Genomic DNA, 14,481 nt, shown 5'->3' with positions numbered 1-14,481 from the left:
AGTATTGTTCCAAAATTTAACCCATTGTTTTAATTTGCTTTTTTATTATTGAAGCGATATTTGGACTTAGAAAGTGTACGGATTCGAACAGTAGGTGTACGATAATGAACATTAACAATGTGTTTCCCACAGAGATAACCCTATGGTGATAGAAGGAAAAATACTGATCGTTGATGATGATCAGGACATATTGACCGCTGGAAAATTATTACTAAAAAGACATTTTAGTCAGGTGATGATATGTAACTCACCAGCAAACATTCCAAAACTCATGTCTGAAAATAGTTTTGATGCCGTTTTGCTTGATATGAATTTCAGCCCTGGTGAAAGTTCTGGCGCCCAAGGCTACAATTGGTTGAAGAAAATTCTGGAAATAGCCCCCCAAACTGTGGTGGTATTAATCACGGCTCACGGCGGTATTGATGTCGCAGTTGAAGCCATGAAACTAGGGGCTACCGACTTTGTCGCCAAACCTTGGCAAAACGAAAAACTGGTCGCCACCTTAACTGCTGCCGTGTTGTTGGGGAAAACACGTAATGAAGCCACTGAATTGCGTCATACCAATCAGCTACTCGCTCAAAATACCAATAACACTCAACAACAACCTCTACTAGCCAAGTCTTCAGTAATGCAACAAGTTCACTCCTTAATAGAAAGAAGCGCACCTACTGATGCAAACGTATTAATTTTGGGAGAAAACGGAACTGGAAAAGAGCTAGTAGCCAGAGAGTTACATCGCCAAAGTTTGCGCGCTGATCACGTTTTTATGTCGGTTGATTTAGGCGCTATGTCAGAAACTTTATTCGAAAGTGAATTATTTGGTCACAAAAAAGGCTCATTCACTGGTGCAAATGAAGATCGTGTTGGGCGTTTGCAAGCGGCTAACGGTGGAACATTATTTTTAGACGAAATAGGCAATTTGCCTTTGCACTTACAAGCCAAATTACTGACAATTTTGGAACAAAGAATAGTCACCCCCCTTGGCACTAACAAAGCCATTGCTTTTGATGTCAGGGTTATCGCCGCCACCAATATTCCTAAACAAGATTTAAACGATGGATCTCGATTTCGGCAAGACTTGTTATTTCGCTTAAACACAGTGGAAATCACCTTACCGCCATTGCGTGACAGAATAGCCGATATTAAACCTATCGCTAACCACTACATTGCCTTCTATTCAAGAAAATATAAAAAACCAGAAAAAACCATCAGTGCAGATGCACTGCACATTATCAAACATTATGCATGGCCCGGTAATGTGCGCGCCTTGCGGCATGCCATTGAAAGAGCCATCATTCTGTCTGAATCAGAACAATTATCTGTCGATGATTTTCAATTGAGTCACCTAGTCCAAACAAGCACTACAAGCGAACCGGCAGTTCAAATAGCAAAGGAAACAGCCGAATTGAATCTCGATAAGATCGAAAAATTGACCATAGAGACAGCGTTAAAGCAATACCGCTACAATATTAGCCATACTGCCAAAGCCTTGGGTCTTACTCGCGCAGCTCTATATCGCAGGATGGAAAAACATGGGCTTTAAAAAATTCTCATTATTTATCGCAATACGCACTATTTTTGTGATGCTTAACTTGCTGTTACTAAGTGTGTTAATAAGCGCAGAGGGTTATCATGCAACCATCCTAATAGTGTTTGTTTTACTGGTATTACAGAGCCTCTCTTTAGTGCGCTTTGTGTCAAAAACCAACGCTGAATTGGTGCGTTTTTTAGATGCTGCACGTTACGCCGATTATTCACAACGTTTTGATTTGTCCTCATTAGGATCAGGCTTTGGTGAGCTAGGTAGCGCTTTTACCGACATACTTGAGCGTTTTCAAAGGGCACGTTCTGCCCAAGAAGAGCAACAGCGACACCTCAAAGCTATAGTTGAACATGCACCAGTTCCACTACTTAGCATTAGTAGTGATGGCTTACTTACACTCTGGAATAACGCCGCTCGAAAATTATTTGGTGCTAACCATGTAACCAAACTGAGTGACCTGGCCCCTTTCGGTGAAGAGTTTGCCAAACATCTTGCAACAGTCAAACCAGGTGAAAGGCGTTTGGTCAATTTTACTATTGACGGCATGGAGTATCAGTTAAGTATTTCAGCCACACAAATACTGCTACCAAAGAATCAAGAAATTCTGGTGAGCATGCAAGATATTCAAAGCGAATTAGATATTGCACAACTTCAGGCATGGCAAGATTTAGTTAAAGTACTGACCCATGAAATAATGAACAGCATCACCCCAGTTGCCTCATTAGCCAAAACAACAGTAGACCTAGTAGCAGATTGCAAACACAAAGCCGATTCCTTCTCAGAGCTAAGGGAAGACCTACAAGATATTTCAGAAGCAGTGGAAACAGTTGCCAGGCGCAGTGATGGTCTAATCAAGTTTGTTAGCAGTTACCGCCAGTTAACAAGGTTACCTACCCTCAATAAAAATAAGTTAAAAGTCGCAAGCTTATTTCAACAAAGTTGCACCTTAGCGACTCAACAATGGGATAAAAAAGGCATACAACTGCAGATCAATATAGAACCATCTGAACTTGAAATCTCTATAGATAAAGACATGTTAGAACAAGTCCTACTGAACCTATTGCAAAACGCCGAGCATGCCATTGAAAACTGCCCTACACCTGAAGTCAGCTTAAACGCATTCCTCAATAAAAGAGGCCACGTAGTTATCGAAGTTAGCGACAACGGCAAAGGTATTCCTGATGAAATAGGCAACAAAATCTTCGTACCTTTCTACACCACCAAACAACAAGGCTCAGGCGTAGGTTTAGCATTAACAAGGCAAATCATGTTGGCCCATGGTGGTGCGATTAAATATGAAATAAAGGAAACCGGTGGCACGGTTTTTCGGATGACCTTTTGAGTGAGTGTTTAGTTCGAAATGACTAATAGATTGGAAGTATGGAGAATATAGTTACTCAACTCATACTAAAAGATAGTCCTAAATTTAGGATTAAAAAGGGGTGCTTCTGCGGGGGGAGCGACTTGCAAAATAGAATTAACCCACTCGACTGTTATTTATTGTTGTAGATCAAATCCCTTCCTGCTTACAATGGCTAATATACACTTCGGTTAAATGTTCAGGAAACCCAGATGAAAATTGAAAATATTTTGGTCATTGCAGATCAACAAGACAAGCAACAAAGCGCTTTGGCACATGCAAAGTCATTGGTTAAGCGCACTGGAGCAAAACTTCATATTGTGGCCTTTAATTATGAACATTTAGCTACGCTAGCCACCAATTTAAACGAAGAGCAAAAGCTTGATATTCAAAATAAAATTCTCTCTAAAGGTGAAAGCTGGCTAAAAAGGGAAATAGCTGAATGTAAACTTGAAGAAAAATCAACAAGTGAAGTTATATGGGAAAAAGATATTGTTGCATGGGTTAAAAAGCATAGTGCTTCTCATGACTACGATTTAATTATTAAGACAGGTCACCGCAGCGAAGGACCTTTCTATGTTCCTACAGATTGGCATTTGCTCCGTAATAACCTTGTGCCAACATTACTTGTGGCAGAAAAAAAATGGCGTAAAAAACAATCGGTAATGGTGTCACTTGATCTTGGTACACACGTAAAATCAAAACAAGCGCTCAATCAAAAATTGCTTGATGCAGGGATCACCTTTGCCACAAATGCAAATATGCCTTTGCATATTTGTTACAGTTTACCTATATCAACAGTACTCAAAGATTTGGGAATAATAGACAAAAAAGCCTTAGTGAATGACGCTAAATCGCGATACCTGCCAATCATCGAAGGTATGTTGGGAGAATACGACTTGCCATTGGAAAATATTCATTTTAAGGCCGGACCAGCCTCTAAAGTGATACCAAGTGTTGCCTCTAAACACGCTGCAGGATTGGTCATTATGGGTAGCATCGGACGTAAAGGCTTAAAAGCCAAACTAATGGGTAACACAGCCGAAAGTGTATTAGCATTATTAAAGACGGATATCTTGGTGATCCAACCCTAAATCATTTAGATTAAAAATAATTAAGGCCAGAACATCGTTACTTAACGTTTAACTTTGATCAGGCCTTGGTAACCTGAGCTCGTTCACCACTTGACTGATACCGGCCCACCAGCGTTGGTTTACTCTAGATTGATTAAACAATACTTTTTCACCCATAATAGGTGTGGCAATTTCAATATTGTGACTGGTTGCCGCTTTTGATAAACGAGCGAAAGGTTCATACCAAGGGTGTAGTGCCAAATCGAAAGTGCCATTGTGAATAGGCATTAAAACCCGGCCATTTAAATCAAGGTGGGCTTGAACACTTTGCTCTGGCAGCATATGAATGTCGGCCCAGTCTTTGTCGTAGGCCCCAGTTTCCATCATAGTCAGATCAAATGGGCCATAACGCTCACCTATTAATTTAAATCCATCAAAGTAGCCACTGTCACCGCTGAAAAATAGGCTGTGTTGCGATGTTTTAATCACCCAAGACGCCCACAAGGTTTCGTTACCGTCAAATACTCCACGACCAGAAAAATGCTGGGCCGGTGTCGCCACAAATTTGATTTCATCTATAGTTATCTCCTGCCACCAGTCGAGGACATGGATTTTTTCCTTAGGCACGCCCCAGTCCAGCAGATGTTTATCTACACCTAAAGGTACAATAAAATACTCAACCCTATCCTTTAGTAATTGAATTGTGCTTTTATCTAAGTGATCGTAATGATCATGAGAGATAACAACACCTTTAATGGTTTTTATTCCCTCTAATTCCAATGGAACAGCATGAAAACGTTTTGGTCCCATCCATTGCACAGGTGACGCGCGCTCTGAAAATACTGGGTCAGTTAGCCAAATTTGATTGTTGAGTTTAAGCAACATGCTGGAATGCCCTAAACGATAAACTGCATCTTTTGAATGCTCATCTAACGCCTTTATATCTATCTGACTTAACGGCATTTTAATAGGCACAGGATCAATCCGCTTTTCAAAAATAAAACGTTTGATAATGCCGCCTAGTTTTGACATATCCTGCTTTACTTGTGGATCCGCATTTACATAAGCCCCATCGTCAAGATGACTACTCTCTAATCGCACATTAGCCAATGCGTTATCCATTTTTGCCCCTCCCGCTATCGATTTATTTATTGTCATTACCAAAATGGTTAGCAGTAACCACTTAGCCCACCAATAATCTTTGTTGCTCATTTAATATTGCTCAATCTCAAAACATGTAAACTACACTGTACAGTTTACATTTAAAATTGAAAAAGTAAACTCATGAGTGTAAGGTGTTTACAGAAGCCTAAAAAAAGTGCAAAAATGCAAGACAAACAGACCTTAAGCGAACGCAAAAAATCAGACATAGTGGCTGCGGCAATACAAGAATTTGATAGCCATGGGTTTCAAAAAACCAGTATGGATCAGATAGCGAAAACAGCCAATGTGTCAAAACGAACTGTATATAATCACTTCTCAAGTAAAGACGCATTGTTTACAGAGATCACGACAATCATGTGGGAACAAGCGTTAACCGCAACCGCTTACACATATCAAAAAGCACTTTCTATAGAAGAACAGTTAACTGCTATTGCCGAGCAAGAAATGGCATTACTGAAATCAACCACCTTTATCAGTGTGTCTCGTTTAATCATTGCCGAATGCCTTCACAATGAAAATACTAAACAACAAACCTTGGCTCACATTGCAGACACAGAAAGTGGCCTCAACATATGGTTGAAAAAGGCAACAGAAGATGGGCGTTTAGTGATTGCGGATATTGACATTGCTGCCACACAATTTACCGGCCTACTCAAGTCTTTCGCCTATTGGCCACAAATAATTGGCTTTGGTGAATTTCCAGAGCAATCTAAATATCAGCAAATTATTGATTCTGCGGTGGCTATGTTTTTGGGGCAGTATCTAACAAAAGCTTAAATACGTTTATCCCAGAATTCTGTTCTCCATTATATTCTACTGAAAAAAAGAAATGAGAAATCTTGTAGTTTAGTCCTCATGCCCGCCAAGAATCATTAGCTACCCAGTTAGATATCCATTCTGGTATATCACCGGAAGGCATAGGTCGAGCAATACCAAACCCCTGCGCCAACTCACAACCTAGTTGTAACAGTGCGACTCCATGAGCGATGGTTTCTACACCCTCAGCTATTACGTCACGCCGAAATGCGTTAGCGAGCCCAATTACACCTTCAACAATTGCACAATCGTCTGCATCCTCTAACATGTCGCGTACGAAGCTCTGGTCGATTTTAATCAATTGTGCTGGCAGGCGCCTGAGGTGGGTAAGTGATGAATACCCAGTACCGAAGTCATCTAAGGCAAAGCGTACACCTAAATCATGGCATGCATTCATAGTTGCAGACACTTTGCTGATGTCATGTAACGCACTGGTTTCCAGTATTTCTAATTCTAAACAGAATGGGTTTACTTCAGGATGGGTAGCCAACAATGCTGCTATGCGAGTTGCAAAATTACCTTGTTGTATTTGATAACCGCTGATGTTGACACTGATGGGTAGATTAAACGCCATGCTTTGCCACTGACTTATTTGGGTCAATGCACTATGTATGACCCATTCGCCAATTTCCAGACTAATAGCTTGACCTTCAATTACCGGTAAAAATTCTAAAGGTGGTACTAAACCGCGCACTGGATGCTGCCAGCGGATTAAAGCTTCTACGCCTATTACTACGCCAGTGCGCATATTCACTTTCGGTTGATAGTGCAGCACAAACTCACGTCGCTCCAAAGCTAAGCGAATATCATCTATACTTTCTAATTGCGTTTTGCTCGCTTTCTCTTGAACGGTATCAAACAGACAATAACGGTTCTTACCTTCATGTTTGGCAACATACATAGCTTGGTCGGCGTGACGCATAAGTTGATCTGCGTCTGAACCGTCTTGTGGGTAAAGCGTCACACCAATACTCGCTGAAACTTGTATTAGGTTACCACCCAAGGTAACAGGATCAGCAGCGGCCTTTAGTAGACGTTCTAATACAGGCTGACTATCCTCGAAGGTTTCTAAATCTACTATAACTGCAACAAATTCATCGCCGCCAATACGAGCGAGGGTATCACTTTCACGTAATGCCTCTTTCATGCGTTGTGACAAGGCAATGAGTAGCTCATCTCCCACATTGTGGCCGTAATTATCATTGACTTTTTTGAAGCCATCCAAGTCCATAAACGCAACCGCTAGTGACTGGTTGCGACGTTGACACTGCGCCATAGCATGGCTTAGGCGATCTGCCAGTAATACTCGGTTAGGCAGATTAGTCAGTAAGTCGTAGTGAGCGATATGTTCCAGTTGCCCCTGATACGCCTTCATCGTTGTAATATCAGTGTATAATGAAACGTAATGTTGAACCAAACCAGCTGCATTTCTTACGATGCTGATGGTGAGCATTGCGGGGAAAACATCGCCATTTTTACGACGGTTCCATAACTCGCCACTCCAGCGATCTTGTGTTTTTAGCGTAGTCCACATTTCATCATAAAATTCTGACGAATGACGACCAGATTGAAGTATTCTTGGGTATTTCCCCAGCACTTCCTCAGAAGTGTATCCAGTAATACGGCTGAAAGTATCGTTGACTTCAGTAATAGTGGCAGTGGCATCGGTTATCATGATGCCCTCATTGGAATGGCTAAAAACACTGGCGGCACGTTTTAGCTTTCGTAGCAGAAGTTCTCTCTCTTTGTTCGCAATGACTAGCTCATCTGCCCGTTTATATTTCTCTACATTGGCAATACCTAATTCATCCGCTCGCTTTTCTTTTTCTTCATTAGCAATGACAAGTTCATCCGCTCTCTTATCTTTCTCCTTGCTTTGAAATGCCAGCTTTTCGTTGGCAATGAATAACTCATCTGCTCGCTTAGCTTTTTCTTTATTGGCAATGCTTAATTCATCTGCCCGTTTATATTTTTCTTCATTGGCAATATCTAATTCATCTGCTCGCTTATCTTTCTCGTCTTCTGCAATGCCTAATTCATTTGCTCGCTTTTCTTTTCTTCATTTGCAACGACTAGTTCATCCGCTCGCTTTTCTTTCTCTTCATTAGCAATGACTAGTTCACCTGCTCGCTTATCTTTTTCTTCATTAGCAATGACTAGTTCATCTGCTCGCTTATCTTTTTCTTCATTAGCAATGACTAGTTCATCTGCTCGCATTTCTTTTTCTTTATTAGCAATGACAAGTTCATCTGCTCGCTTATCTTTTTCTTTTTTAGCAATGACTAATTCATCAGCCCTTTCGGTGATGTCCTCCATGACCAATAAAATAATGCGCTCTTTACCTTCAGCTTGTTTAACCTGGCGGGCATTCAACAACATGATCCGCCGACCAATGATGGCAAAATTTTGCTCAACCACATAGTCATCAAAACTGGTTTTTTGCCGTGCAACAGTTTGCAACAGTTCTCTCAATACGGGAATATCCCACTGTCTTTTATCTAGTTCAAAGATATAGTGCCCGATAGTATTTTCAGGCTTGGATTTAAAAAACGCATAAAAAGAACGGTTTACAGTGACTACCTTTAAATTCTGATCTAGCGTAATTAAGGGGTGCCGCACAGTGTTAATGATACTATCGACGTAGTCCAACATCTCTCTATTGGTTTTCGATTCGAGCATTCATTACCTCATTTTACAGTTTTATCATGCGTTGGTTATTGCTTAATGATTAAAAAAGTATCGTTGCTGTGACTAGCTGAAATCACTATCCATTACGTCAATAAATACGGTTTAGCTAGTCTAAAAATTATCTGGTCTTAAGCTAGAGTCGCAGCTTCTTAAAACTTGCTAACTTGTTAACTACAACATCTTCAGTAGTTCGAACGGTGTTTCGCCCTTCACGTTTTGCCTGGTAAAGTGCTTCATCCGCATGCTTAACTATATCCTCTAGCTTGTAGGCATTGGCTCTAAACGCAACACCGAAGCTTGCGGTCATGTTTAACACTTTATCATCTGACATAAAGTTATGACGTGATATAGCAACTCTTGCCCTTTCAGCAACTTCATAAGCCATTTGGAAGTCTGTGGATGGCAATAGGATCACAAATTCTTCTCCACCCCAACGACCCATTACGTCAACATCACGTAATTGAGATTTAATCACTTTTGCAAATTCGCAAAGGATTAAATCGCCAACTGCATGACCATGGGTATCATTGATAGTTTTGAAGAAATCAATATCGGCAATAATCGCTGATACATGTTGTTTTTCTTTGACGATCTGTTTGAAACGCCAAGCTAAATGGGCTCTATTTGGCAATTGAGTTAGGGGGTCATTTTGATGTTTGCTAGCAAACTCAGCTTGAATGTAAGGTATTGCTATCCGAGCAATTAATAGCCCAAGTAATAATACAAACGCGATGTAAAGTGTCTGTAGAATAAACACCTTTGTGGTTTCATTTTGTCTTACATTCAATGAATTGACTAAAAAAAACTTCCAATTAAGTACCTTTAAATCCGCTTTGGAAATGAGTAGATCATTGCCTGCAACGCTGACCAGCACATTATCATTAGGCTCCTGTCCAGACTGTTGGACAGATGTGAGCGCCTTAAACCAAGGCACTTGCTGTAGCTTTTTGATGCCTTTGCCGTCTGCCAGTAAACTTTGATCTGAAGAAAGCACAATATCATCATTGTGATCGACAAAAACAAAGTCGTAATCATACTTGTCTTTAATTTTTTCGAATGAAGTGATGAAACTATTTAGTCTTTTTCCGACACCAATAAAACCTAAAAAATCGCCTTGTTTATTATAAATTTTGATATCAAAATAAATATGAACATCTTTTCTATTACCAAGTGCAGCCACGATATTTTGTGATGCGTTTTTTGCTCGAAAATACCATTCTACTTTTGCAGCGTTTAGCGGTAATGATGAGCCATCTGAGTAGTATTGAGTGCGACTTGTTTCACTTGCTACAAAAAAATCCATTGCAAATTCTTCAGACATTTCCGCAAGCATATTAGTAATTTTTTCTTCATCAATCACGTTGTCGTTCATATGTAATTTCAAGGCCGATGCGCGTGCAACTGTCTCGGCAATAAAAAGCGGCTTTAAAATTTCCTCTGAAACGATATCAAAAGCAGGAGTTAGGCTGCGGATTTCCAACAGACTCTGATTTTCAACAGATTTAGACAGAGATATGATTGCACTCAACGCAACTGCAAACATCACAAAAATCAACATGAAATAAAATTTTGAATTTAAATACTTTTGCCAGAAACGCATCAAGGGCCACAGATAATTAGGGGACCTGAGAATATACAGTGGTCATTAAATAACCACCATTGGACTTTAGTATATAAAGCAGCTGTATTTGACGACTAATTCAGCATTTACTTCCTAATATGTTTGTTTAAGTAATTGGAATAAGTCAGAAACGGATTGCTGAATAGTTTGATTTGCAGTATCAACTTTTAAGACTTCGTTTTCCCAAACCTGATATTCACGCTCTTGAACCTGTTTCCATGTTGGCAAAGTTAAGTTTGGGATACTAGTTTTACGAGTCTCTACTCTAACTTGATGCTCAGATTCATCTGAGCAAATCACTTCTATATTTACGAATTGAATACCTAAATCCGTAGCGATTTGCTGCCATGCAGTTCTTGATTCGGTGATTGAATTACATGAATCACCAATGACTGATAAACCTATTTTTAAATTATCTTTCGCAAGCCTAAATGCCAGTTGATAACCTTCATCATAAATATCAGTCAGGTAAAAGTCTCTTAGCCCTTGTTCGATTGTATCAACCCGCAAATAAGTAGCACCTATATGTTTCGCCAGTGTAGTTGCTAAGGTGCTTTTACCGACTCCAGGAAGGCCTGAAAAAATATAAAGAACGGGGGAGTTATCCATAATATTCTACCCAATAACTAAAAGCGGGCAGCACACTGATTAATAAAGTTATACTTATACCGAATTTACTAGGCAAGATAAGCCAGCTTTTGGCGGGATTGGAAGGTTTATAGAAAATACTGACCTTACCGTTGGGGAATGTCTCAACCTTGGAAAGTTGCTTTTTGAGTACAAATTGGGCGTTATGGCTAGCAACAATAACCCAAGGCGAAATACGTTTTCCTTGGTAGGTTTTACCTTCTATTTGATAGCTATAAAGTGCAGCAGCACGGTAATCTTGATCAGCTAATATAATAGCCGCACCAAACTTATCTAAACCAATATGTAATAATTCACCTTTAGTACTTGGCCAACGACGAATAAGTAGTTGAAATAACGCTGAATAGTTACATACCAAAAAAACGTAAACCGCCGCCCAAAACCAAATGCCTTGCTTTTCTCCTTGTACCGCTAATTCCCACGTTTGTAGAATATAATCAAATATTTGCATCTGTCTCCTAGCTATTAGGCTGAATATTAAGAGCTTTAAAAGAGCATTAAACCACAGAGAACACAGAGCGCTTCGCTTCACAGAGGAATAAATTGTTAAGACTAGAAATTCTTTACCTCTGTGTTCTCTGTGCCCTCTGTGGTTAGAATTCCTTTCGCTTTTATCATTTCGCTCTTAGCATACAATCTTATCTAGCTTAATTTCCTGGCCTTAAACTTACGCCCTTTTAATTTACCTTCGTTAACTTGTTTAAGAGCGCGCTTAATGCTGCGGGTTTTGACTGCCACATAAGAATGAGTCGCTGTCACGTTTATCTTTCCTATATCATCACCGGCAATATCTGCGTCTTTGGTTAACGCACCTAAAATATCACCAGGGCGAATTTTGCTTTTTTTGCCGCCGTCTATGCATATGGTTGAATATTCAGGTTGGATTAAACGATTAGCGTGAAAACGCAGCGCTTGAATGCCTGTCCATTTAATTTTCGCTTTTTGATAATCTTCAATGGCATTGGCCCGTGGCATTTCTTTTTTTGTACACAAGGTCAGCGCCAAACCTTTAGCATCAGCACGACCCGTTCGGCCGATACGGTGAATATGTACTTCAGGATCTGGGGTGATTTGATAACTAATGACAGCATTCACTTCTTTGATATCCAGCCCTCGAGAAGCAACGTCAGTGGCAACCAACACAGATACACTACGATTAGAAAAACGGGTTAATACTTCAGTTCTGTCGCGCTGTTCTAAATCACCATGTAAAGCTAATACAGACACGCCCAATTTAGTGAGTTCGTCTGCGACTTCCTGACAGGCAATTTTGGTATTACAAAATACTATGGCTGATTCGGCCTGGTAGTGACTTAACATCGCTGCCACCGCTTTAATACGATGGGGCTCTTCTACTTCAAAAAACAGCTGTTCAATACTAGTGGTTTCGTGGGTGGCTTCAACACTAACTTCAAGAGGATTGCGCTGCACATCTCTACTTATCTGCGCAATAGAATCAGGGTAAGTGGCAGAAAACAACAAGGTTTGTCTGTCTAGTGGCACAGCGTCAATCACTTTGGCCATTTCTACTTCAAACCCCATATCTAACATACGATCGGCTTCGTCGAGTACTAAGGTATTCACTTCGCTTAAGTCTAGGCGACCGCGAAACAAATGGTCCATGATGCGACCAGGCGTACCCACAATAATATGTGCGCCATGTTCTAAAGAGCCAATTTGTGGACCTAAAGGTGTGCCACCACACAAAGTTAATACTTTAATATTATGAATACCACGGCCTAACTTACGGATTTCTAGCGCCACTTGTTCCGCCAGTTCACGGGTAGGACACATAACCAATGCTTGAACTCGAAATCGCTTCACTTTGAGGTTATGTAATAAACCTAAACCAAAAGCCGCGGTTTTTCCGCTACCGGTTTTGGCTTTGCCGACTACATCTTTGCCGGCAATAATGGCTGGCAAGCTCATAGCTTGGATGTCGGTCATTTCTGTGAAACCCATGGATTCCAAGTTTTCAAGCAAGGCGTTTTTTAAACCCAGTGAAGCAAATTCTTTATTCAAAACATTCTCTATTTGTTAGGCCGGTCAATCAGCTTTAAAGGCTACTATGACGGTCTTTTTCGATACTTTCGTCGAGCACTTGCAATAATTCTGCTCGTGCTTTTAATTTTGTTTGGTGATGGGCTTTCATATCTAATTTTGTCATAGCATGTGCAATTGCTTGAACCGTAGGTACAAATTCTGCTTCGCTAACGACCTTATCTAAAAATCCAGCGGTGACCGCTTCTTTCGGAGAGACCATTTCAGCTAAAATCACTGAACGGTTAAAAAATACAGGTGCCAATCGACCGCGGGCTAATTCTACACCACCATGGTGCATAGTCATACCTATTGCGACTTCATTTAAACCAATTTTAAATGCACCATCAACACCAATGCGATAATCCGCTGCCAGCAACAAAAAGGCTCCTTTCGCTATAGCATGGCCGCTACACGCCACCAAAACAGGATAAGGAAACGACAACATGCGCCTTGTGAGTGTTGTACCTTTTTCGACTAAAGCCATAGCCGAACTCATGCTCTCTTTCATGACTTTTAAATCATAACCACCAGAAAACATGCCTGCTTGTCCTGTTAGTACTACAACTGCTTGCGCTTGTTCTGCCTGGTCGAGTGCTTGATTAAGTTCGTCTATCACTTGATGTGAAATGGCGTTCACTTTGCCATTTTGCATTGTAATAGTGGCTACTTGGTTTTCAATTTGACAGCTAACGAGTTCGCTCATATTGATTCTCTTAATAAAATAATGAAGGTGTTATTTATCTTTCATAAACAGGGGCAAGGGCAAGTTATAAATATGCATGGCAAACTATCAATCAAACTTACTCGATTGAAAGGTTAGAAAGAATTATCGGATCTATACTGGATTCCACTATGCGGCTCAATTCACCGGAGCTTTTTATTTTGGCTACAGCTTGATTAATTAAAGTCATTTTTGTTTGCCATTTTTGACTAAACGCAAAAGATAACTTCGCCTCCTCGATAGGAAACTCAGAGCGCCACACTTTACGTTTAATACCTAGTTTATTTATCATCCACGCAGCTCTAAGCTCATTCATATAAAGCACATCACAACGGCCTTTTTGAAATAACTTAACCAATGATACTTGACTAGACACCCTTAAACCTTGAGCTACACCGCTGTCGAAATAGGGAATTAGATTAGGATATGCATAATCTTGACGGATACAGACAGTTTTATCTTGCAACCAACCTCTGGGACCATCGCCTTCATTAAAAGGTGAAAAACTATACAAAAATTCCCGATGTAATAGAACCGGATCTGAAAACAACAGCGAATCTTCGGCCCCCACCCAATTGGGAGATAACCATGTCATATCAGCTCGACCTTCTATCACTGATTTTTCTAAGTCTTTTCGTGGTGTAGGTAAATAAGTTAATTCAAGCTCTAATTCGCGACTTAAAGCTTGCGCTAGTTTAGGTAAAACCCCCACATATCCAGAATTATCATCGCTATAAATATAGGGGGGTTCTTGAATATAGATAACGGCCAAGCGAAGCTTTTTATTTAAAGGACCCATTTCAT

General features: G+C 40.3%; 13 protein-coding genes. 4 read left to right on the top strand and 9 right to left on the bottom strand.

The window, feature by feature from the left end; all coding sequences use genetic code 11:
- Nucleotides 1-142 precede the first annotated feature (142 nt).
- The 3 genes from GARC_RS18480 (at nucleotide 143) to GARC_RS18470 (ending at nucleotide 3,997) form a co-directional block, all read left to right on the top strand.
- Nucleotides 143-1,543, top strand: a complete 1,401-nt coding sequence (locus GARC_RS18480) for a sigma-54-dependent transcriptional regulator (protein ID WP_007623069.1) — start codon at nucleotides 143-145, stop codon at nucleotides 1,541-1,543.
- Nucleotides 1,533-2,885, top strand: a complete 1,353-nt coding sequence (locus GARC_RS18475) for a sensor histidine kinase (RefSeq protein ID WP_007623068.1) — start codon at nucleotides 1,533-1,535, stop codon at nucleotides 2,883-2,885. Before GARC_RS18480 ends, GARC_RS18475 begins: the two co-directional genes overlap by 11 nt.
- A gap of 230 nt (nucleotides 2,886-3,115) precedes the next feature.
- Complete coding sequence (locus tag GARC_RS18470) at nucleotides 3,116-3,997, top strand: universal stress protein (RefSeq protein ID WP_007623066.1); 882 nt, start codon at nucleotides 3,116-3,118, stop codon at nucleotides 3,995-3,997.
- 48 nt (nucleotides 3,998-4,045) lie between these two features.
- Here GARC_RS18470 and GARC_RS18465 read toward each other — a convergent pair whose 3' ends face one another.
- On the bottom strand, nucleotides 4,046-5,188 hold the full coding sequence (locus GARC_RS18465; protein WP_007623064.1) for an MBL fold metallo-hydrolase: 1,143 nt from the start codon (nucleotides 5,186-5,188) through the stop codon (nucleotides 4,046-4,048).
- Nucleotides 5,189-5,302: 114 nt separating this feature from the next.
- Between GARC_RS18465 and GARC_RS18460 the strand changes: the two genes are divergently transcribed.
- Nucleotides 5,303-5,917, top strand: a complete 615-nt coding sequence (locus GARC_RS18460) for a TetR/AcrR family transcriptional regulator (protein WP_007623062.1) — start codon at nucleotides 5,303-5,305, stop codon at nucleotides 5,915-5,917.
- Between the two features lie 76 nt (nucleotides 5,918-5,993).
- Here the strand turns inward: GARC_RS18460 and GARC_RS18455 are convergent, their stop codons facing one another.
- From GARC_RS18455 to GARC_RS18420, 8 genes are all read right to left on the bottom strand, one after another.
- The gene (locus GARC_RS18455; protein ID WP_007623060.1) at nucleotides 5,994-7,631 is read right to left on the bottom strand and encodes a putative bifunctional diguanylate cyclase/phosphodiesterase; all 1,638 of its coding nucleotides are present in this window, start codon (nucleotides 7,629-7,631) and stop codon (nucleotides 5,994-5,996) included.
- A gap of 356 nt (nucleotides 7,632-7,987) precedes the next feature.
- Nucleotides 7,988-8,635: a PAS domain-containing protein gene (locus GARC_RS26790; RefSeq protein WP_007623058.1), complete on the bottom strand. Its 648-nt coding sequence runs from the start codon at nucleotides 8,633-8,635 to the stop codon at nucleotides 7,988-7,990.
- A 142-nt stretch (nucleotides 8,636-8,777) separates the two neighbouring features.
- On the bottom strand, nucleotides 8,778-10,244 hold the full coding sequence (locus GARC_RS18445) for a sensor domain-containing diguanylate cyclase (RefSeq protein WP_007623056.1): 1,467 nt from the start codon (nucleotides 10,242-10,244) through the stop codon (nucleotides 8,778-8,780).
- A 114-nt stretch (nucleotides 10,245-10,358) separates the two neighbouring features.
- Nucleotides 10,359-10,874 (bottom strand): AAA family ATPase, encoded by a 516-nt coding sequence (locus GARC_RS18440; RefSeq protein WP_007623053.1) that lies wholly within the window; start codon nucleotides 10,872-10,874, stop codon nucleotides 10,359-10,361.
- Nucleotides 10,867-11,364: a hypothetical protein gene (locus GARC_RS18435; protein ID WP_007623051.1), complete on the bottom strand. Its 498-nt coding sequence runs from the start codon at nucleotides 11,362-11,364 to the stop codon at nucleotides 10,867-10,869. The genes GARC_RS18440 and GARC_RS18435 overlap by 8 nt, the downstream gene beginning before the upstream one ends.
- Before the next feature lie 191 nt (nucleotides 11,365-11,555).
- Nucleotides 11,556-12,935 carry an ATP-dependent RNA helicase DbpA gene (gene dbpA / locus GARC_RS18430; protein ID WP_007623049.1) on the bottom strand — a complete coding sequence of 460 codons (1,380 nt, stop codon included), beginning with the start codon at nucleotides 12,933-12,935 and terminating at the stop codon, nucleotides 11,556-11,558.
- A 34-nt stretch (nucleotides 12,936-12,969) separates the two neighbouring features.
- Nucleotides 12,970-13,659, bottom strand: coding sequence for a crotonase/enoyl-CoA hydratase family protein (locus GARC_RS18425; protein WP_007623047.1), 690 nt, complete (start codon nucleotides 13,657-13,659; stop codon nucleotides 12,970-12,972).
- A gap of 97 nt (nucleotides 13,660-13,756) precedes the next feature.
- Complete coding sequence (locus GARC_RS18420) at nucleotides 13,757-14,476, bottom strand: substrate-binding periplasmic protein (protein ID WP_153810961.1); 720 nt, start codon at nucleotides 14,474-14,476, stop codon at nucleotides 13,757-13,759.
- Nucleotides 14,477-14,481: the final 5 nt, after the last annotated feature.

This window comes from Paraglaciecola arctica BSs20135 (genome assembly GCF_000314995.1).
In the GTDB taxonomy this organism is placed as follows: domain Bacteria; phylum Pseudomonadota; class Gammaproteobacteria; order Enterobacterales; family Alteromonadaceae; genus Paraglaciecola; species Paraglaciecola arctica.
The sequence above is the reverse complement of the archived record's forward strand: the minus strand, read 5'-3'. Positions and strand labels throughout refer to the sequence as shown.